The organism is Enterococcus sp. AZ177 (assembly GCF_050544585.1).
Lineage (GTDB): Bacteria > Bacillota > Bacilli > Lactobacillales > Enterococcaceae > Enterococcus_L > Enterococcus_L plantarum.
The window spans coordinates 1,208,024-1,228,821 of the sequence record NZ_CP172944.1 but is presented as its reverse complement, the minus strand read 5'-3'; the positions used below and the strand labels follow the sequence as shown (position 1 = coordinate 1,228,821).

The window sequence follows — 20,798 nt, the reverse complement described above, 5'->3', positions numbered from 1 at the left end:
CACATCAAAGTTTTTTAAACTTTTTCGTTTGCCCAGTCTTTTCTTTGATTATTTTAGTTCATTATTTTGCTTCATACCAAGTTTTGCCCCAACTGCTGTCTGTCAGCAATGGTACATGTAAAGCAACAGCATTTTCCATTACATCTTTAACTAATGCGTTTAGTTTTTCTAATTCAGATTCTGGCACTTCAAAAACAAGTTCATCATGTACTTGTAGTAACATTGTTGCTTGCATGCTTTCTTCCTTTAGCCGTGCTTGCATGTTGATCATCGCTATTTTCAAAATATCTGCAGCACTTCCTTGGATTGGTGTATTGATTGCAGTTCGTTCCGCAAAAGAGCGCAGATTAAAATTACGTGAATTGATATCTGGCAAATAACGGCGGCGGTTGTAAAGTGTTTCTACAAATCCTTTATCTTTTGCATCACGAACGATATCTTCCATGTATTTTTTAACCCCAGGATATTTCTCAAAATAAGTATCAATATATTCTTGCGCTTGTTTTCTAGTAATGCCCAAGTTTTGTGACAAACCATAATCACTGATACCATAAACGATCCCAAAATTTACAGCTTTTGCTTGACGACGCATATTCGGTGTCACATCTTCAGGTTTTTCAATACCAAATACACGCATGGCTGTGCTTGAGTGGATATCTTGACCTTCAATAAATGCTTCTTTCAAATGTTGATCATCTGAAATATGAGCTAAAACACGTAACTCAATTTGAGAGTAATCTGAAGAAAAAATCATCCAGTCTTTTTCTCTTGGCACAAAGGCTTGACGGATTTTCCGTCCTTCTTCTAAACGAATCGGAATATTTTGTAAGTTAGGATCCACTGAGCTTAGACGACCCGTTTGAGTCAATGTTTGCACATATCGTGTATGAATTTTATCGTCTGGCTGAATCACTTTTAGCAATCCTTCAACATAGGTCGATTGAATTTTGGCAATTTGACGGTAAACTAAAATGTCTTCTACGATCGGAGCTTGTTCTTTCAATTGCTCTAATACGTCCACAGCAGTTGAATAGCCCGTCTTTGTTTTTTTAATAACAGGTAATCCCATTTTTTCAAATAAAATCACGCCTAATTGTTTTGGCGAATTCAAATTGAACTCTTCGCCAGCTTCCGCATATATTTTTTGTTCGATTTCACGTAATCGATCTGAAAATTCAATTCGCATTTCTTTTAATCGATTCGCATCCACACGAATACCTGTAATTTCCATATCGCCTAAAATTTTCGAAAGTGGTAATTCCATTTTGTAGAATAGATCTGCTTGATTCTTTTCTACTAATTCTGCATCTAGTTTTTCAGATAGAAAATGAATGGCATTGACTTTTCGTGCAAGATGGCTGAAAAAAGCTTCATCATCTTCTGGCAAGCCTTTTTTCGCTCCTTTTCCATAAACGGATTCATCAGAATGGATATCTGTATACCCATAGTGCTGCGCTACACCCTCAATATCTGCGTTGTTATCATTTGTATCTAATAAATAAGCAGCTAATAAGACATCAAACGTAATGCCTTGAGGTTTCCCAACATATCGGTTAAGAGACACATAGGTGCGTTTTGCATCGTACACTATTTTTTTATGTTTTTCTGATAACAACCACTCAACAAATGGTTTGCTTTCAAACAGTTCTAAACTGTTTGTTGTGTAAACTTTTTTCTTGGTTCCCCACGCAACACCTACGATCGGTGAAGTATGGTAATTATCTTCCAACATTTCAACGTATAAGGCCATATCATCGGTAAACATTTCTTCTGTGAATGTATCTACCACATCAAAGTGAACATCTTCTAGCTCAACTACTTCTTCTTCAACATTCAATTTGCTTAGCATTTGTTTGAATTCCATTTCTTTATAAAAAGGAATCAATTTTTCTAAGTCTTTTCCTTCATATTTAAGTTCATCAATCTCGATTTCAACTGGAGAGTCTACATTGATCGTTGCTAGGCGTTTGGACAGAAAGGCTTGTTCTTTATCGTTGATTAAATTTTCTTTCATCTTGCTTTGCTTCAAGCTGTCGATATTTTCGTACACACCTTCGACTGAACCAAATTCTTTCAATAATTTGATTGCGGTCTTCTCACCAATTTTTGTTACCCCAGGGATATTATCTGAAGTATCTCCGGCTAGACCTTTCATGTCAATGATTTGATTTGGCGTTAAACCATCGTATTTTTCAGCTACGTGTTCAGGTGTATAGGATTCTAGATCACTAACACCTTTGATCGTAATATCCACTTTGACAGAGTCTGTCGCTAATTGTGTTAAATCTCGATCTCCAGACAACACAACAACATCAAATTCGTCTTTTGGAACTTTAGTAGCAAGCGTTCCAATGATATCATCTGCTTCATAATTATCTAACTCATAATATTTAACACCTAAACCAGTCAGTAATTCACGAATGTAAGGCATTTGTTCTTTAAATTCTCCTGGTGTTTTCGAACGGCCTGCTTTGTATTCGGGGTAAAATTCGGTTCTAAAGGTTGTTTTTCCTGCATCGAAAGCGACTAATACATGTGTTGGATTTTCTTTGGTCATAACGTTTTCAAACATATTGTTAAACGCATAGACAGCATTTGTGTGTAACCCATTTTTATTTTTAAAACGTTCTAAGGAATTGTGTAAAGCAAAAAACGCTCGAAAGGCTACACTGTTTCCATCAACTAATAGTAATTTCTTTTTTGTCATCTTTTTTCTCCTCATCTTCAGCAAACTGGTTTCCTTCTTATTCTAACAAAAATCCGTCAACTTTGCAGTAGGAAGGAACTAAAGTTCGCAAAGCTTCATTGAAAACAAATAAGACCCGCTCTGCACACTCAGAGCGGATCAATAGGAGTTCACACAAATGAAATTGATTGCCTTTAACAATTGTCTTTCTTTTATGTTTTTATAGTACAAGGAAATTGTGAATATTGTGTGAACGAATAATTGTCAAAATGTAATTTTTTTCAGGATGATAATTGATTTTCAGTTTATATTAGCTAAACATCTAAACCTTCCTAAGACCATTTTGAAGCTTAGATACATTATTGTACACTTCTACTTTTCTATCCAAATAACAAATGTTGATTTTTAGTGTATTGACTTATAGAAGGTATTCATTTATTTGGGGATCATCATTAAGAAGCATTGTATCTATTTTATTATGATGCTGGAACACAATACTAAGAGTTCACCTCTTAACCTCAACAAATCTGAAGAAACAGTAAGAGCAGATGAAGCGGCTCACAATTGTTTTGTCCTGATAAGATGCAAAGAGTTAATGTACTCGTTTAGAAGAGTTGAAAAAAAATTGATTTTGTTTCAATCTTCATTTGTTTTTTTTTAAGGAAGTGCGAACTTTTACTATTTAGTAGAATTTATTTTGCTTAAAATTCAACCAAACTACACCTGAAAATACGATTATAAACAGACCTAGCCAAAGAATGATTTGAGATACTCTTTCTCCTGTACTTGGAAAAGCAGATTTTGGTCCAGGCACAATACTGCTCGTAACCGGTTTGAAACGAACTGTTTGTTGTTCATTTTTCAAATCGAAATGTTTGCCAATAATCTCATTTTTTGTTTCTAGTGTTTCTGTAAATACGATGCCATCATTGGAAAATTGCTTTCCGTCAACTTTAAATTCGAATTGCATAGTCATCTCAGTTTTTTCAGCAATAAAGTTTTTTTGATCACCTATACCATTAATGATCGAACCATCTGACAGGCGATGCGCGGTTACTTTCACTGTATATTGATTTCCTATAACTAGACCAGTGATTTTAGCTGATTCTATGATAATTACTTCAGAAGCTGCTTCGAAGATTTTTTCACCATACAAACCTTGAGCAATTGTAGTAATAGTAGGATCATTAAAATGAACGGTTTGGTCTTTATTATTTAGATCGTCATGGGTGGCAATAATTTCAGTATCATGACTTAGCGTTTCAGTAAAGACAATGCCATCACCGCGTAATTCTCTACCTTCTAGCATAAAGTCGAATTCAACTGTTTTTTCTTTTTTATCTGCAGTAAATGTATATTCTTCATGAACTTTTTCATAAACTTCTCCTGTAGATAAACGATGCCCTTGAACTACAACAGTATATTCATTGCCAATAATCAAGTCTTTGATTTGAGCTGTTTCTTTTACTGATACTTTTTGTAGTGGATCGAGCATTTGATTTTGTTCGTCACCAAAAGCTTTCGTTTTGATTTTAGGATCAGTAAAGGTAATCGTTTGCTTTTTGTTGGATAAATCCTTATGCTCAGCGATTGTCTCCTTGTTGAATGATAAAGTTTCAGTAAAGACAATACTGTCACCAGCTAAATCTTTCCCGTCAAGAATAAAATCAAAGGATTGTTCCATTTCCGTTTCAGTTGCCGTAAATACCAATTCCTCTTTTACTTTTTCATAAGGCTTGCCTGTCGATAGACGATAGCCTTGAACCGTTACTTTGTATTCGTCACCAATAATTAAATCAGTTAATACAGCTGTTTCTTTCACCGGTACTTTTGCATGAGGATCAAACAGTTGTAGCTCATTTTTGCCTTGTGCTTTAGTCACGATTTTCGGGTCAGTGAATTGAACCGTTTGTTCTTCATTTGATAAGTCTAAATGGATTGCCATCTCTTCGCTTTCGTAGAAAAGTCTTTCTGTAAAGACGATGCCGTTTCCTTGAAGTTCTTTTCCATCCAATTCAAATTCAAAAGTCATTTCCATATTTGGATTAGTCGCGATAAATGTTTTTGTTAAAGAGGCATTCTCATAGGCTGTTTCATCGCTCAATTTATATCCTTGAACGGTTGTTGTATATTTGTGACCTGCAACTAAATCAGTAAAAGTTACAGTTTCGTTTACCGTTACTTTTTTCAGTGGATTAAATAATTGGCGACCATCCTCTCCTTGTGCTTTGGTTTCAATTTTTGGATCATTGACTTTGATTGTTTGGCCAGAGTCATTGATTTCTTCATGTTTTGCGACTTCTTTTTTGCTGACAGTATCATAGATATACTCATAAAATACAAGTGATCTGCCGCGGTATTTATGTCCATCAACCTTTACCTTGACTACATGAGAGCCTTCATATGCAAGCGGAATAAATGAACCTGTGAACGTTTCTAATACTTCAGCCGTTGCTTGATCGATAATTCTTGTTGCATAAAGATAGGTTCTACCAGTAAAAAGCCATTTGTACTGTATCGTATCTTCCAACTCGAGTTCTTTTGTTGGATCAACAAATTTTTCACCGTTTTTGCCTGTTGCTGTGGTATTGATAATTGGATGTTTCGGCTCGTTATCTACATCTACAATCAATAGCTGACCATCATTTTCTGGCGTTACTTTGAAAGCATAATCATTTTCATTTGGTAAAAATCCATGTAGCGGTTCTAGTTCTTTAAAGATATATCCATCTTTATTATAGATTAAGCTTTCAATATTAATTTCGCCGTTTTCATCAGTTTTAAACTCATCAATTTGAACTTTAGTTACACCTGTAACTTTGTATAATGCAAACGGAACTCCTTTTAACGGTCTATTGGCATCTTTTTCTCGTTTGATCAGTTTGATTGGCTGACGTGCCCAACGGTTAATGAATTGTTTGGTGATCAATTGATTAACCTCTACTATTGCTTTTTGCGGTGTACTATCGATAACTCTACCATCTGGTGCTTTAATTTCAGTTATCGTTACTTCTGTTCCCATTAAGATATCATCAAGTCGAGCAATTCCATCTTGATCAGTCACGCGCTCTTCAACAATTCCCGAATGCTCAAACCTGAATGTAGCATCTGTTAATGGAAGTCCTTCTTCGTCTATCTTGCGAGCAGCTATAGAACCAGTTTTGATAATATTTACGCGTATTTTGGCTTGAGTTGATTCTAACTCACCAGCTGTTACCATCGTTTGTTTTCCTTCCATAACCCAGAAGTACTGAGCACCAGAATTGGGAGCATCTCTTTGAAAGTTAATCTCTCCATTGTTCGAAACTGCTGAAGGAGTGATTCTTAATGTATTCCCTTGCTTACTGATACTTGTATTTGTTCCGTTATTTACTTCACGATAGTGCGTAAATACTCCTCTACTATCATTGATTTCTAGCGTTTCACCAGCAATGATTGTAAATTCTTGTCCATCAAATGATGGTTTTGTTCGATGATTGTTTGCATTTGCATCAATTTGAGCTTTATATGCTGCATAATTAGTTAAATCACTTTGAACGGTATATCCTAAAGATTCCCAAACATAAAATTGGGTAGCAATATAAAATTCGTTAGAATCCGCTCCATTAGAGCCAAAATTAACAATGCTATTAACTAGTTTTTTTTGAGATTCAGAAATAAAACCAACAGATGGATGTGGAACATAGCCCTCTCCTTCATTAAATGGAACACCGGGCTGTACACAATAAGCTATTTTTCCATCAATTCTAAATTTTTCTATTTTTGAAACTTTGATAAGCCACGTATCACCTAAACTAACAGAATAATTCATTGGCATTAATTCCATTGAGCCGACTGCATACGTTTGATAAAACGGAATATCGATTACGTTACCTTTATCATTTGTTACATATATTTTTGCTGTTGGATTTGAATTTACGTAATCACCGTACATATACTGTGCTAATGAAATTATTTCCTCATCGCTCAACCCCTGTACATCATATGGGTCTATTCTCGAAGCCAACTCTTTCGCTGAACGCTGATCTGTTGATTCTTTTGTCATTTTATTTTCATTCTCAATTTCTATATTGTCTGTTTCTAATTCTACAGAAGAATCCGTCGATTGATCAAACGACGCTGAACTATCTTCCGAACTATTTTCTAACGGTTCATTCTCTCTTGATTCTACTGTTTCTACATTTGGTCGCTGTTCAATTTTTTCACTTACAGAAGTCTCATTTTCTGCATATGCAACAACTGGTTGTAACATAGGCAAAAAATTTGATGTTAAGGTAAATAAAAGAGCCAAGTAGGTCATTATTTTTTTTAGTTTTAGTTTCATCGTTTTCCCCTCACTGAATCATTTTCTGTTATTTTGATTACTCTCTCAAACAGGTGGTGAACGGATAGTCATCGCTATTCCTCCTTTTTGGGTACAAAAAAAGACGACATTAATAGTCGTCTTGCTCAAGCTTTATTCCATTATTGTTCGTTTGTCATCAAAATAATTCTTTAACTTTTGCAGCACAAATACACTTTTTTCATAAAACTCGTGTCCAAACGTGAAGTTTATAGCAATCGTAACTTCAAACTCTATGAGAGTGGAATACTTAAAAAAGTCTCTCAATGATACAGCAATACCTTTTTCGGTTCTAATCTTTCGCCCTAAGCTGTACTGATAACGAAAGCGGTGGACCCACCGGATATTTTAATGTTATTATTATTGGTTGAATCGATATGTTTTTCCATGTATTTTCAATTTTTGATTATAAGCTAACCGCTGACAAATTTCTTTATAGGCCTCTCCCCTGCCCGTGAACTTCAATGCCGCGCCTCGATGTGGTCTTTTGCCAATCATTGTCTTCTTATGGTCAAATACCAACTGAATTTCTTGATAAATATCCTTTAAATCAACTGAATCAAATCCTTTATACTGTTTCCCTAGTTGTCCTTCTTCAAAATACATGATACGTCGTTCTATACTTTTTTCCTTTTTCTTGATATACCAATCTTCTGAACGATTAAACAACTTGACATATTTTGCGTAGGTCAGAATATCTTCCTTTGCTATTTTTACTGTATCTTTTCTTCCCATAATGCAACCCCCACTTTCTATTTATTAAAATGACAGTAAAGGTTAAAAAGAAGAAGCTAACCCAAAAAGGCTAGGGCACGCCACTATTTTTAGTGTAACGCGCCCTAGCCTAAATAAACACACAAACAAAAAACAAGTATGAACAAAACGGAATTTAATTCTTACTATACACAGAAAAAAATAAAATTTACTTCTATTTTACTCTGTTAATAATGTAAAAACTTTGCTATACTCTAGATTGTGGCTTGCTTCAGTAAGCTACAGGGGTGCATTCCACGTAAAACAGTCCAAAGCTGTCTTATGGTGGACTAGTATTATGCTGACCTGGGCCTGAGAAACCCGGAGAGTGATACTAGTGCATCTCTATTTTTTTATATTAGCTTCTTCTTCTTAAACTTCAATACCACTTAAAATTACCATGATTTTAAAAATAAAACAACCATTTTTTAATTTTTTGTCTATCAATTTGGCAATTTAAATTAAATTACTAATACAAATTAAGCTATTTAGCCACTTTCTTTATTATTTTTCTATTTGTGTTTTCTTACCTTTTAATTATAGTTTCACAAGACCAGGATTACCACTAGCTGACGAGAAAAGAGCTTTTTTTAGATAAATTAACTAATAAAATTGAAAAATTCTATAAATTAGAGCAATTAATGAACAACTAACATTAATTTTTTTTAATGGGTCATTTACAATCTTTTCTTGTAATCTATAATAAAGGAGAATAATAAGATGCAGTCATTAACGGATGGAGAAACTTTAAAGAAATTACGAAAGCTAAGAAGATTAAATCAAAAAGAATGTTGTCAAGGTATCATTTCAAGACATACATACTCTAGAATCGAGCGCAATCAAACCAGCATACAGTTCCATGTTCTCTTAGAACTACTTGAGCGGCTAAATGTTAGTTTTGAAGATTTTTTATTTTTCAAAAAAGAGATGAACCCTCCAATATTTTCTCGAAAGAAGTTATTTGATTTAACTATCGAGACCTTCCAAGAAAGCGAAGGAGTAGAACTTTATTCTTATTTGGAGCAGAATAAACAAAAGAATATGCAAAACTTTCATCACTACTTACTATATAAACAAAAAATGGAACAATTAGATTTTGAAAATAGCGAGAAAATTAACCTTCACGATTTAAATATTTTAAACTCATACATCACAAAATTAAGTTTTTTTTCTATTTTAGATTTAACTTTATTTTCAGATATGTGTAGCTATTTAACGTACGATATAATGAAAACCGCTAGCCTAAAAATCGTTAAACAGATCAAGAATATAATGAATCGGCCAGATACCAAACTTATTTATCAACAGAAACTCCATCTAACGCTTTATACTATTACCTCTGTTGCATTGGAAAATGAAGATTATAATTTTGTCAAACATCTATTGGGAATAACGAGAGACTTTTTAGATTGCTTTCCTAATCATCATTATTTAGTATTTTTGCACTGTAATACACATACTCTAAATTATAAATTAACTACAAATAACTATTATCTCTCAAAATTATTTCTATTAAAAGATTACATGAAAGAAGTCGAAGATTATCAAACTGTTGATAAAATTGAAAAACAAATAAAATTACTAATTCAGCATACCGCTTCAATTCCTTAAAGTGTTATAATTTCATAATTATTTTACTATGTAAAAAGACGTCCATTCTATGCACTCAGAATGGACGTCTGATATTATTTAGTAGACACAAATAAACTTTTTTCCCTACTAATTCATCTTACCAATAATGTGTAGACTAAGGTAGAATATTCCCAGCCGCACAATAAATTTCATACCATTCTTCTCTACTTAATTCAATAGTAGATGCTTTTGCAATCTCTTTGATTCGTTCTTTATTCATACTCCCTGCGATCACTTGCATTTTCGCTGGATGTCTTAAAATCCATGCAGTAGCCAAACCAGTTGACGTACAATTGTGACGTTCCGCAATTTGATCTAACGCTGTATTTAATTCTGAAAATTTGGCATTTCCAATAAATGCACCTTCAAAGAAACCATATTGATAAGGAGACCAGGCCTGGATAGTCATGTCATTTAAACGAGAGTAATCTAAAATGCTTCCATCTCGCTCAATACTTGCATCATCCATCATATTTACATGAATTCCTTGGTCAACCATACCAGTATGTTTGATCCCAAATTGCAGCTGATTTGCTAAGAGTGGCTGTTTCACTGTTTTTTTCAACAATTCGATTTGCATGGGCTTTTGATTACTAACACCAAAATGGTTTACTTTTCCTTGTGATTCAAGCTGGTCAAAAGCTGCCGCTACCTCTTCAGGTTCAACAAGTGTATCTGGGCGGTGAAGTAATAAAGCATCTACATAATCAACACCTAGACGTTTTAAACTTCCTTCAACAGATGAAACAATATGCTCTTTTGAAAAATCAAACATTCCTTTGCGAATACCACATTTCGTCTGGATGATGATATCTTCTCTTTTGATCGATGTTTCTTTCAATGCTTTACCAAAAATGGTTTCACATTCGCCGCCGCCATAAATGTCTGCATGATCAAAAAAGTCAATGCCATGCTCATAGGCTGTTTCAATAATTTCCGTGGGGTTTTCACTTCCGTTCATTCTCATGCAACCAAGAATAACGGATGCTACTTGTAAATCGCTTGTCCCAAATTGAATTTTTTTCACTGAAAGACCTCCTAAAATTGTATTCACGTTTATAGTTTAACATAAAATGATGAAAGGGCTTCATTTTACAACTTTTTTAATAATTTTTTCAATTTGGAAAATTACTTTTTCTGAAAAATATGGTTCCACGAGCAAAACCATCTGGGCGTTTTTCGAATTTAAGGATTGATAGATGACGTTAGTCAAAATAATATCAGCATATAAAATAGCATTCGATGTTCTGGCGTAAGCTACAACTAGATTAAACTTGCCTCTAAAAAAGGTACTGATCCGTTGACCAAGTTCTATTTCTTTTTCAAGTGGTAAGTCCGTTAGCAAACAAATATAAATTCTTTTCTCACTATAAACTGGTGAAATAAGTGAACTTAAAATCATGAAGTAACGATAAGTTAACGCATCTTTCGGTATTCGTTGATAAATTGAATTTTCTTGAATCAACTCACATAATCCTACCTCCAGCTTTTCCATAAAGCCTGGATAATTCTCTTGCAAAGTTCTTCCTGATTGATTTTTTTCAAATTTAAAACCTGAAACCAACTCATAATATAAATGGAATCCTAAAAAGGCTACAACACTTGCTATCGAATGACAGAATTTTGTATCCCAAAAAACTTTTTTTAATTTGTTCGTTGCAACCAACGTATTTGAAAAACAACTTGTTTTCTTCAAATAATGCTCTTCAATGATATACGCTTGCATGCTGGCCCCAAAATAGGGTAAAAAATGGGCTTGAATAATTAAATAGAGATAAGATAGCTCTTCAAAATCCCAGTTTAGAGCAACTTCGTCTACTTTCATAACGGTTACAAACTTAGAGAAAATCAAACTATTCTCTATATACTGTTTCCACTCCTCTTTTATCCAAATTTTTTTTCCTTTCTGATAACGCCACCCAGCAATCTGGATGATTCGAAATAGTGTTTCTTTCTGTATATCATTGATTTGCATCTGAAAAAATTGAATAAACTGATTTGTTAATCGTTTGTTTCTTTCTTTTTTCAATAGTAAAAATTTACTTTCTGTTCCTTGGTATGTAAACCAGTAAAACTGCAAGATAAAAGCACGAATTTGTTCCTCCTCTCCAACAAGTTCATAGGTGCCACGTTTTAAATAAATATCAAATTTTTTAATCCATTCGTTAATTTTTTTTACTCGTCTTCTCATACTCGATTCACTGATCAACAAATTTTCAGCCAGCTGTTTTGCTTGAATATCTTCTTCTTCAATAATCGCTTTTAAAAAAGTAACTTCTGGTAAATCGCTGAAATACTGTACTAAAAAATATTCAACATATATATCGTTGTCTCTTTTTAAATAAATTTGGTTCTTTGATCCATTGCAAATCGCTAAATGTTCTTCTAACTGATACTGTTTAAAAAGCGTATTTATTTTTTTCATAGATCTGATAATCGTCTTCGTATTAATCCCTAATTCAGCTGAAAGTTTTTCTAATGAACGATTATTATTCGTTGATTTTAGTAAATTAAACAACTTAAGCAGCTTGCTTGATTCAAAATCAAGTATCTCTTTATATTCCATTTCAACCCTCCACATTAAAAATAAACACTCATTATATCAATTGAACAAAAAAAAAATAATGAATAGGCATATAAAGTATACGCACTATTCATTAATTTTCATTTTTTATTTTTTATTTCTTTAATTTTGAATACGTAATGTCACGGCATTTGCTGCAACAATCACAGTACTTAGAGACATTAAAATCGCTCCGACAGCAGGATTCAGTATGATTCCCCAGGGTGCTAGAACTCCTGCTGCAAGTGGGATTGCAATGATGTTATAGCCTGCTCCCCACCAAAGATTTTGAATCATTTTACGTCGTGTTTGTTTCGCTAAATCTAGAAAACGAAGAATATCTTTTGGATCACTATCGGTCAAAACTACGTCTGCTGAATCTATTGCGACATCTGTACCGGCGCCGATAGCAACACCGATTGTTGCTCTGACTAAACTTGGTGCATCATTGATGCCATCGCCAACCATCATGACTTTTTTATCTTCGTTCACGTACGTTTGAATGATCTTTTCTTTCTCTTCAGGCAATAATTCACTATGAAATTCCTCGACTCCTAAGTAATGAGCAACTGATTCAGCAGCTATTTTATTATCACCTGTCAACATCACGGGACTAATTCCTTGTGCTTTTATATCAGAGATGAATTGTTTAGCATCTGGTTTTACGACATCACCTAGTGCAATCATGGCAACTAATTGATCTTCGATGATTAAGTAGCTTAATGTATTTCCCTGTTCTTGATAGCTTTGTTTCAATGAGCGGTCAAAAGAAAGATGCAAGCGTTCGACCTCTTTTTCATTGACGATTTTAATTACTTTTCCATTTACACTACCAATGAGCCCAATCCCAGAAATACTTTGAAGATTTTCTGCTTGATACGGAGAAATTTCTTTTTCTTTTAGATAATTCATGATACCAATTGCTAAGGGATGATTCGCATTATTTTCTAGAGCCCCTATCATTTTTAATGCTTCTTTTTGAGTAAGCTCATTTGTAGTCATTTCAATTCCCGTAACAGTGAATTTTCCTTCGGTCAAAGTACCTGTTTTGTCTAACATAATATATTGCATATCGTTTGCTTGTTCTAATGCATTTCGATTTTTTAATAACAAGCCATGCTTGGCAGCAATCGAAGTAGACCGTGCTATAACTAGAGGAATCGCTAATCCTAAAGCATGCGGGCAGGCAATAATAAAAACAGTGACCGTTCGTTCGAATGCAATACTGACATCTTTATCAACAATAAACCAGGTAACAAATGCTAATATCCCCGCTCCAAGAGCTATATAAAATAGCCATTTAGCAACTTGATCGGAGATAGATTCTAATTTTGATTTCTCAGTCTGGGCCTTTTTGACCATATCCATAACTTTAGAAAGATATCCTGTCTCACCCGTTCCTGTGACGCTTATTTCTATCGTTCCACTACCGTTAACAGAACCACCTATTACTTTGTCTTTTTTAGTCTTTTCAACCGTTTTGGATTCACCTGTTACCATTGATTCATCAACTGTAGTACTCCCTTTAATGATTATGCCGTCCGCAGGTATTTTATCCCCTGAACGAACAACCAAGTGATCATTTGCTCTAACATCCTGTAAGGGTACGACTTCTTCACTGCCGTCTTTATTTAGTCGTTTCACTTGATCTGGCAATAGCTCCGCCATTTTCTGTACTGCATCGCTAGCATTGGAAATAGCATTCATCTCGATCCAATGTCCTAAAAGCATAATAACAATTAAAGTAGCTAGTTCCCAGAAAAAATCCATCACGTGATTCTGCGGCATCAATTTATTCATCACAAATGCATAAACACTATAAAAATAAGACACTGAAATCCCCATTGCAATCAGCGTCATCATCGCTGGACTCTTTTGCTTCAGCTCCATTTTAGCGCCACTTAAAAATGGTTCTCCACCATAAAAGAATAAGATAGAAGCCAGTCCTAAGACCAACCATTCTGAACCTGGAAATGTAAATTGAAAAGGTAAATCAACACCCATCATTGGGGATAGAAAAATAATTGGAATGGCAAGAATCAGCGAGAGCCAAAATTTTTGTTTGAAATTTCCCATATGCATGGAATGATCCATACCAGACATCTGCTCATGAGCCATCATTGAGTTATGATCCATTTTATCCATTTTGTGTGTGGGGTTCTCTGTATGTTTTTTTTCACTGCTATTCATTAAATATCCTTCTTTCTCTATTTAAGATTTGCTTTTACAGGAATCTGGTTTTTGAACAATTCTTTATGAAAAAAAAGTAATCTCTTTATTTAAAGCATAGCACAACAACTCTTTTGGGAAAAATAAAGTTACTTAATACATGGAAATATTGTTTCTTTGCGTATATTGTCTATAAGCGATCTTATTCAATGCCACGTATAACTTTTTAGCAACCAAAGTGCGTAAGCTTTTTTCTCTTTTAGCTTATTTCGCCTCCTATTATATGAATCCTTGAAGTATCGATAACTACTTTTCTTTGATTTTTCCTTTATTTCACTGTACATTCGTTTGATTGCTTTTCGGTTCGCTTTGTACTTTTTTCGATTTCCGCCAGTAAATCCATAAAATATATCGATCCCTTCAGAAGCTTTGTTAAGGGGGGAATGCAAGAATAGTTCATTTTGAACCTTCTTTAATTTTCTTAGCAATGCTTCAGTTACTTCTCTTTCAAACCCTTGTTTTATAATCATTTTACAAAGTCGTTTATATTCGATTTTAACAACATGATTGTAGACCTGACTGGCATAATCTACCCCTTTATATAAGATATTTGCGCTAAAAGACATGTTAACCAACAACCTATACTGATGTACGCAACTATCTTCTATTTTCTGATTGTTCTCTTGATGGGGAATCTCTTTATTCAGTCTTTCTAAAAATTGATATAAAAGATCATTTTTTTGTTCCTCAACACTAGGTATTTTTTTCATTTTTTCTTATCCTCCTCAAAATAATGAATAATTTTCGGCAATTTTCATTTGACTCTCTAAAAGAAATAAGTACATTGTATCTAGTCTATTTTTCTATCGCTGAAAGTAGAAACACTCACTTAAAAGTAACCCTATAGTCAACTAAAAACAATGTACACTTCAAAATACCAAGAACCAAACAAAATGTATGTATTTCGGTACAAATAATATAACATGATACAACAGTCATTACAAGAACAAAATGAAAAAAAAACGGTACACCTATTCTGAAATTAATGATATAGTAGAAGAAAAAGTGTTTAAACACTAAATGAGTTTAATTAGCTTTTAATTTAAGGAGGTATTATTTTGGAAATAAATTTAAAAGAAGCTGGCGATAGAATTAAATCCATTAGGAAACACCATAACTATTCAATGGCTCTTTTTTCTAATCTGATTGGAAATTCTAGTGCAAGTACAGTGAACAATTGGGAAAAAGGAAATAACCTGCCCAAAGCAGATAGGCTAGAAAAAATAGCTATACTTGGAAATACAACCGCTGATTGGATCCGCTATGGAGCATTTACAGAGTATGTACAGAAGTTACTGAAAGAAGCAAATTTAAGGAGAAACCTTGATGAGACGCAATTTAGAGAGTTAGTCCAAGTACTGAAAAAGCAAAAGATCACTTATTCTCAAGATTTGAAAATTCTAACCACGGCAAATGAGTTGTTTCCAGATTTATTTGAAACCAGTTATCAATCACAAGTTTCTGAACAAAATACGCTACTGATAGCTGAAGATTCTACGACCTATAGAATTGAACGAAATGATCGTTATAGATCCGACTTTTTACCTATGATCGAAGTATTATTACATGATTCTAGCCAAAGAGAAATCAACGCCTCCGTTATATTTCTGATATTTGATCTGTTAAAGCATACTGAAAAAAGTGAAAATTTCTTAACCGTCTCTCAAATTTTTACTATGCTTTCTGACATACTTACTAATAACATAGCCTATAGAGATACTCTGTCACCAAAAGTACGATATGATGATAATTCCCTATCAGAGCAAACGCTGAAAAAAAAATACGAACAAACAAAAAAAGAGTTAATCCTTTTACTAGACGCATTTTATTCAGAATATAATGAGTCTTAATCTTTCTTGACGATTAGGATAGCATTGGATTATTTGTTACAACTATTTTTCCTTATTAATAGTAAGTATCTTTTATTACAATTAGATGATCCCTTTATTTCTAGAGTTTAAAATTCACCAATTTCTATTAATCTTCCCCTCAAGACAGTATTATTGTTCAGCGATTATGGTATACTTAATTTTGTCTTATTGAAAAACAATGACGATGACTTTTTTTAGAAAAGCCATTGATTTAAACTGATTAATATAAAGCGAGGAACGCCACTTGAAGAAAAAATTACTGGTTACACTTTCATTGATGTTATTGGTAAGTACTGCACCAATGACCGTATTAGCAGATGATATCGATCAAAAAATCGAAAATCAAACAAAGAAAATTGAAGATATCATAAAAAATGAAAAAGATGCCAAAGAATACTTGTCTTCTCTAGAAAATGAGATCACAATAATTGAAACAGAGTATCAAAAAGTGCTCTCTGAAAAACAAAAACATGAAAAAGAAATGAACAAACTAAATAAAGATATTGCTAATTTAGAAACTAAAATCAAAAAAAGAAATCAACAGTTGCAAGCTCAAGCTAGAACGACTCAAACGAATCATGAACAAGAATCGATGTTGACAGTATTATTAAGTGCTGAATCGATCTCAGATGCTATTTCAAAAGCGTTAGCTGTCAATACATTAGTCACTGCAAATAATGATATTTTAACTGCTCAAAAACAGGACAAAAAAGAACTTGATACATTAAAGATTTCACTAACAGAAACCTTAAAAACTCTTGAGAAAAAGACCGCAGAACTTGAAGAAAAAGAAGCAGCCTTGGCAGAAGCCAAACTTGAACAGAATGTTAAAATCAACGAAATTGCCGCAAGTCTAGCCAGCGAAAAAGCTGAAAAAGATAAGTTTGTCAAACAAAAAGAAGAGGCTATCAAAAGAAAAGAAGCTCAATTAAAAGCAAATGCTGAAGAAAAGAAAAAAGAAGCAGAAGCGAAAGCAATTGCTGAAAAACAAGCGAAAGAACAAGCGAAAGTAAAACAAGCAGCTCCTACACAAACGGCTGAACAAGAAAAAGTCGTCAGTCTTCCTGAAACGGAAACTAGTAATAACGACGTTCCTGAAAATAGTCAACAAGCTCCTACTCCACCAGTATCTTCTGGCGGTTGGTCTGCTCCAGTAGCAAATTTAACGGTCACTAGTGGATTTGGAGGTCGTGAAGATCCTACTGGAATTTCTGGAAGCTTTCACGACGGGATTGATTTTGGTGGTGCAAGCGGTACGCCGATCATGGCTGCTCGATCAGGTGAAGTCGTCAGTGCTAATTATGGTGGGATGGCAGGAAACCATGTTGTAATCAAACACGATAATGGCTATTATTCATACTATTTACACATGAGTAGTTTAACTGTATCAGCTGGACAAAGTGTTAGTGCTGGACAAAATCTAGGCGGAATGGGAACAACCGGAAATTCTACTGGAGTTCATCTACATTTTAGTATTTCGACAGGATTATGGAGCGGATTTGTTAATCCCGCACCCTTCCTTGGTTTATAATAGACAGTCAAAGAAGCAGAGGCAGAAGCTTATTTCGGAAGGGATTGCATCTTTTACTACCTTTTATTCGTATTCAGGGTGTGAAACAAAAGTGATTTTTTCTTTTGTCCCACACCCTTTTTATTATCAGCTCATTCATTTTCTCTTCTTATCAATTCGTTTAACCTCTACTCACGAACGTGGTATAATAAAAATAGATAAAGAAAGGTGCTGATTAAAATGATCAATAACTACTCAAACATCTTAGTTGCCGTTGATGGATCTAAAAATGCCGAGTCAGCTCTCCAACATGGTGTTGCTATCGCAAAAGAAAAAGATGCTACCTTATATTTATTATCTGTTGTTGACGAAAATGCAATCAGTCATAGTTCTTACGCCTATTCAAAAGTCCTTGCAGAAGAAAAAGAAGCGATCGAAAAAGAACTGTTAAAAAATATCTATTATGCAACTGAACAAGGTTTAGATAATGTGATACCGATTGTTGAAATCGGCAATCCAAAAGAAATGATTTCATCTGTTGTTCCCACTAATCAAGCGATTGATTTGATTATTATCGGGGCTACGGGTAAAGGCATGATTCAGTCCCATCAACTTGGTACTACAACGAGTTATGTTGTGCAATATGCTCCTTGTAATGTGTTGGTCGTTAAATAAGTACTTGGTTTTAGTTTAGATATAAAAAAGCGTACAGACAGCTGGTTGAAAGTAGTCTGTACGCTTTTTATACTGCTCTATTCCTTTTTACATTATTTAATTTCAACGTAACTCAACGTATTTTGATTGAGAAAGGAACAAAGATCAAAACTACCATAATAAATACTATAGAAATCTTTTCATTATTTTTTATTATTTGCTTATTCTTAAGTAATCTAAAAGCAACTCGCAAAACATCATATTCGCCCATGAAAACCATTCACGAGTGTACTGACTTGAATCATTTACATTAATTCCTTCATGCATATGATTCGTATTGGCATCTGTTTTGACTAATGTATCCAACAGTTTGGCTTTCTCAAGTTGATTATCTGTCGTTAATCCCTGGATACATAAGGCAATTGGCCAAACATAGTCTTTTGGTGTATGCTCACTTCCCACACCTTTCAACTCGATTCCTTCATAATAATAGGGATTTTCATCAGACAAAATTAACGCGCGGGTGTTTTGATAGATCATGTTATCGAAAGCACAATAGCCTAAATAAGGAGCTGCTAATAAACTAGGTACATTCGCATCATCCATCAAAAGATAGTTGCCTAATCCATCGACTTCATAGGCATATACCTTTTGTCCATTATGTTCAACGATTCCCCATTGAGAGATGCCTTGATCGATGTCTTTTTTCAGCCGATTTGCCTTTTCAGCAAGTAGATTGTCATTGTAAATCTCATTAGAAATTGCTTCCATGTAGCCTAAAATGACAACCGCAAACATATTAGCTGGAATTAAATAATTATATGTACAACTGTCATCACTGGGACGAAATCCAGACCAAGTCATGCCTGTATAGTTACAAGGTTCACCTAACCCGTTATTTGAAAGCGTATCTTCCGGTCTTTCACCAAAACGCTCAAAGCGATACACCGAATTTTCATGTTGTTGTTCGGTTCTAAAAACACCAATGATTGTTTCAAGAGCATGCTTAAAGTCATTCGTGAAATGACCAGTTTCGCCTGTTTTTTTCCATAGTAAATAAGCTAATTCGACTGGATAACATAAAGAATCCACTTCATATTTTCGTTCCCAAATCCAGCCATTCATTTCTGTGATATCTTGATGATAGCAATGACCATTTTCAGTTTCATTAAACGCATTGGCATAAGGATCAATCAATATGCACTTGACTTGGCGATCGACTAAACTACGAATAAGTTGTTTGATTCCTTCATCTTCATTTGCCACAGCTAAGTAGGGTTTGATTTGAGCAGATGAATCTCGAAGCCACATCGCTGGAATATCACCAGTAATCACAAATATATCGTCAACTGTTCTCCTAACTGTTGTTTCTAATGTATTATCAAAACAATTTGAAAATACTTCACTCCATCTAGGGTTAGCTGATCGCTCAGCAACTTCTTTTTTTATCTTTTCGATTACTGATTTTGAATAGTTTGCACTCATGCTGATTCCCCTTTTTACTTTCCTTTTAAGATTACTTCTGACTTGATCCAAGATTTTATTGTGTCTTCATGATACATTGCCAAAATTTCTGTATACAGAATGTCAATCACTGTTAATACGGGAATTTGAGGTGATATACTCCCCATATCTTTTTTTCCCATAGAACTAGTTAAGCAAAAAGCATCGGAAAATGCTTGATAGGAACTTTTTTCGTTTGCGGTAATGACAATCACTTTAGCTTTTTTTTCAAATACAATTTTTACTGCTTCTTGAACCGTTTGATTGTCACCCGAAATTGAGGATACTACTACAAGATCTCCTTGTTGTACGCCATGAGCCATCATCGCAATCGAGTGCTCGTCTTTGATTACATTGATAATTTTGCCGAGTCTTGAAAATTTAAATTGAAAATCTTCTCCGCAAAAAGCATTGTAACCAGTTCCCCAAAAATGAATGATTCGTCCCCCATCAATCATTAATGCTGCTTTTTTAACTTCTTCTTTGTCCAGTTTCTCGATAATATCATTCAATAACAACGAATAATTTAGATTTACATAACTGATGCTTGAATCGCTTTGTTTTTTTGCTCCTTTATTGGAATATTTATATAAATAAATCAGTTCTTTGTAGTTTGCTAAACCGATTTTTTTACAAAAACGAGTAATCGACGAATTAGACACGCTAAGCTTCTTTGCTAACGCTTGAATTCCTAATTCTTTATTTCCATTAAGAAAATACTCTGCAATCACTCGTTCCACTTCCGTAAACTTCTTTTGGTTTGCCTGTATGATCAGTTCAATGTAACTTTCCATGCTTGATTACTCCTTTCTTTATCATAAATAAAACAAGAGAAGGCTAGGACAGAAGCGTTTAATCCCGAGAACCACGTAGGTACTGTGCAACATCAACTCATACTTCGCTGTGTTTTACAGCAATAAGAAGGAATTCACGAAAATTGTTTCTCAAATTTTTGTGAATTTCAGCTTATTTCCGAAGCCTTCAAATCTTAGTGTTTTAGCACTTAGAATTTGATGTGATCGAAGCGTAGTGATTGCTTCTGCTCCCACCGTTTA

At 34.1% G+C, this 20,798-nt stretch carries 13 protein-coding genes; 4 read left to right on the top strand and 9 right to left on the bottom strand.

Translation table 11 applies throughout. The features are described from left to right. Nucleotides 1-61 precede the first annotated feature (61 nt). The 3 genes from polA to IGJ34_RS05980 form a co-directional block, all read right to left on the bottom strand. Nucleotides 62-2,707 (bottom strand): DNA polymerase I, encoded by a 2,646-nt coding sequence (polA, locus tag IGJ34_RS05990; protein WP_430598369.1) that lies wholly within the window; start codon nt 2,705-2,707, stop codon nt 62-64. Between the two features lie 661 nt (nt 2,708-3,368). Further along, the gene (locus IGJ34_RS05985; RefSeq protein ID WP_430598368.1) at nt 3,369-7,010 is read right to left on the bottom strand and encodes a VaFE repeat-containing surface-anchored protein; all 3,642 of its coding nucleotides are present in this window, start codon (nt 7,008-7,010) and stop codon (nt 3,369-3,371) included. 378 nt (nt 7,011-7,388) lie between these two features. Then, nucleotides 7,389-7,763, bottom strand: a complete 375-nt coding sequence (locus tag IGJ34_RS05980; RefSeq protein WP_069654546.1) for a hypothetical protein — start codon at nt 7,761-7,763, stop codon at nt 7,389-7,391. Nucleotides 7,764-8,501: 738 nt separating this feature from the next. On the opposite strand from IGJ34_RS05980, the gene IGJ34_RS05975 reads away from it, so the two are divergent. Continuing rightward, nucleotides 8,502-9,392 carry a helix-turn-helix domain-containing protein gene (locus IGJ34_RS05975; RefSeq protein ID WP_206834492.1) on the top strand — a complete coding sequence of 297 codons (891 nt, stop codon included), beginning with the start codon at nt 8,502-8,504 and terminating at the stop codon, nt 9,390-9,392. Between the two features lie 136 nt (nt 9,393-9,528). Here the strand turns inward: IGJ34_RS05975 and IGJ34_RS05970 are convergent, their stop codons facing one another. The 4 genes from IGJ34_RS05970 to IGJ34_RS05955 form a co-directional block, all read right to left on the bottom strand. After that, nucleotides 9,529-10,440 (bottom strand): aldo/keto reductase, encoded by a 912-nt coding sequence (locus IGJ34_RS05970; RefSeq protein WP_069654548.1) that lies wholly within the window; start codon nt 10,438-10,440, stop codon nt 9,529-9,531. A gap of 60 nt (nt 10,441-10,500) precedes the next feature. Continuing rightward, complete coding sequence (locus tag IGJ34_RS05965; RefSeq protein WP_430598366.1) at nt 10,501-11,979, bottom strand: helix-turn-helix domain-containing protein; 1,479 nt, start codon at nt 11,977-11,979, stop codon at nt 10,501-10,503. Nucleotides 11,980-12,099: 120 nt separating this feature from the next. After that, nucleotides 12,100-14,166 (bottom strand): heavy metal translocating P-type ATPase, encoded by a 2,067-nt coding sequence (locus tag IGJ34_RS05960; protein ID WP_430598365.1) that lies wholly within the window; start codon nt 14,164-14,166, stop codon nt 12,100-12,102. Between the two features lie 185 nt (nt 14,167-14,351). Then, nucleotides 14,352-14,915: a hypothetical protein gene (locus tag IGJ34_RS05955; RefSeq protein ID WP_111247316.1), complete on the bottom strand. Its 564-nt coding sequence runs from the start codon at nt 14,913-14,915 to the stop codon at nt 14,352-14,354. Nucleotides 14,916-15,263: 348 nt separating this feature from the next. Between IGJ34_RS05955 and IGJ34_RS05950 the strand changes: the two genes are divergently transcribed. The 3 genes from IGJ34_RS05950 to IGJ34_RS05940 all read left to right on the top strand — a co-directional run bounded on the left by IGJ34_RS05950 (nt 15,264) and on the right by IGJ34_RS05940 (nt 18,261). Then, nucleotides 15,264-16,055 carry a helix-turn-helix domain-containing protein gene (locus IGJ34_RS05950; protein ID WP_206834509.1) on the top strand — a complete coding sequence of 264 codons (792 nt, stop codon included), beginning with the start codon at nt 15,264-15,266 and terminating at the stop codon, nt 16,053-16,055. 265 nt (nt 16,056-16,320) lie between these two features. Further along, nucleotides 16,321-17,607 carry a murein hydrolase activator EnvC family protein gene (locus IGJ34_RS05945; protein ID WP_430598364.1) on the top strand — a complete coding sequence of 429 codons (1,287 nt, stop codon included), beginning with the start codon at nt 16,321-16,323 and terminating at the stop codon, nt 17,605-17,607. A 219-nt stretch (nt 17,608-17,826) separates the two neighbouring features. After that, complete coding sequence (locus tag IGJ34_RS05940) at nt 17,827-18,261, top strand: universal stress protein (RefSeq protein WP_206834513.1); 435 nt, start codon at nt 17,827-17,829, stop codon at nt 18,259-18,261. A 192-nt stretch (nt 18,262-18,453) separates the two neighbouring features. Here IGJ34_RS05940 and IGJ34_RS05935 read toward each other — a convergent pair whose 3' ends face one another. Both IGJ34_RS05935 and IGJ34_RS05930 read right to left on the bottom strand, forming a co-directional pair. Further along, the gene (locus IGJ34_RS05935) at nt 18,454-19,725 is read right to left on the bottom strand and encodes a glycoside hydrolase family 125 protein (protein ID WP_430598363.1); all 1,272 of its coding nucleotides are present in this window, start codon (nt 19,723-19,725) and stop codon (nt 18,454-18,456) included. A gap of 14 nt (nt 19,726-19,739) precedes the next feature. Then, nucleotides 19,740-20,537, bottom strand: coding sequence for a MurR/RpiR family transcriptional regulator (locus IGJ34_RS05930; RefSeq protein ID WP_430598362.1), 798 nt, complete (start codon nt 20,535-20,537; stop codon nt 19,740-19,742). Nucleotides 20,538-20,798 lie beyond the last annotated feature (261 nt).

Bases quoted from the DNA above. Each gene is read 5' to 3' on its own strand.
- IGJ34_RS05985 (WP_430598368.1), bottom strand. From the start codon at position 7,010: ATGAAACTAAAACTAAAAAAAATAATGACCTACTTGGCTCTTTTATTT.
- IGJ34_RS05940 (WP_206834513.1), top strand. From the start codon at position 17,827: ATGATCAATAACTACTCAAACATCTTAGTTGCCGTTGATGGATCTAAA.
- IGJ34_RS05955 (WP_111247316.1), bottom strand. From the start codon at position 14,915: ATGAAAAAAATACCTAGTGTTGAGGAACAAAAAAATGATCTTTTATAT.
- polA (WP_430598369.1), bottom strand. From the start codon at position 2,707: ATGACAAAAAAGAAATTACTATTAGTTGATGGAAACAGTGTAGCCTTT.
- IGJ34_RS05930 (WP_430598362.1), bottom strand. From the start codon at position 20,537: ATGGAAAGTTACATTGAACTGATCATACAGGCAAACCAAAAGAAGTTT.
- IGJ34_RS05960 (WP_430598365.1), bottom strand. From the start codon at position 14,166: ATGAATAGCAGTGAAAAAAAACATACAGAGAACCCCACACACAAAATG.
- IGJ34_RS05980 (WP_069654546.1), bottom strand. From the start codon at position 7,763: ATGGGAAGAAAAGATACAGTAAAAATAGCAAAGGAAGATATTCTGACC.
- IGJ34_RS05935 (WP_430598363.1), bottom strand. From the start codon at position 19,725: ATGAGTGCAAACTATTCAAAATCAGTAATCGAAAAGATAAAAAAAGAA.
- IGJ34_RS05965 (WP_430598366.1), bottom strand. From the start codon at position 11,979: ATGGAATATAAAGAGATACTTGATTTTGAATCAAGCAAGCTGCTTAAG.
- IGJ34_RS05975 (WP_206834492.1), top strand. From the start codon at position 8,502: ATGCAGTCATTAACGGATGGAGAAACTTTAAAGAAATTACGAAAGCTA.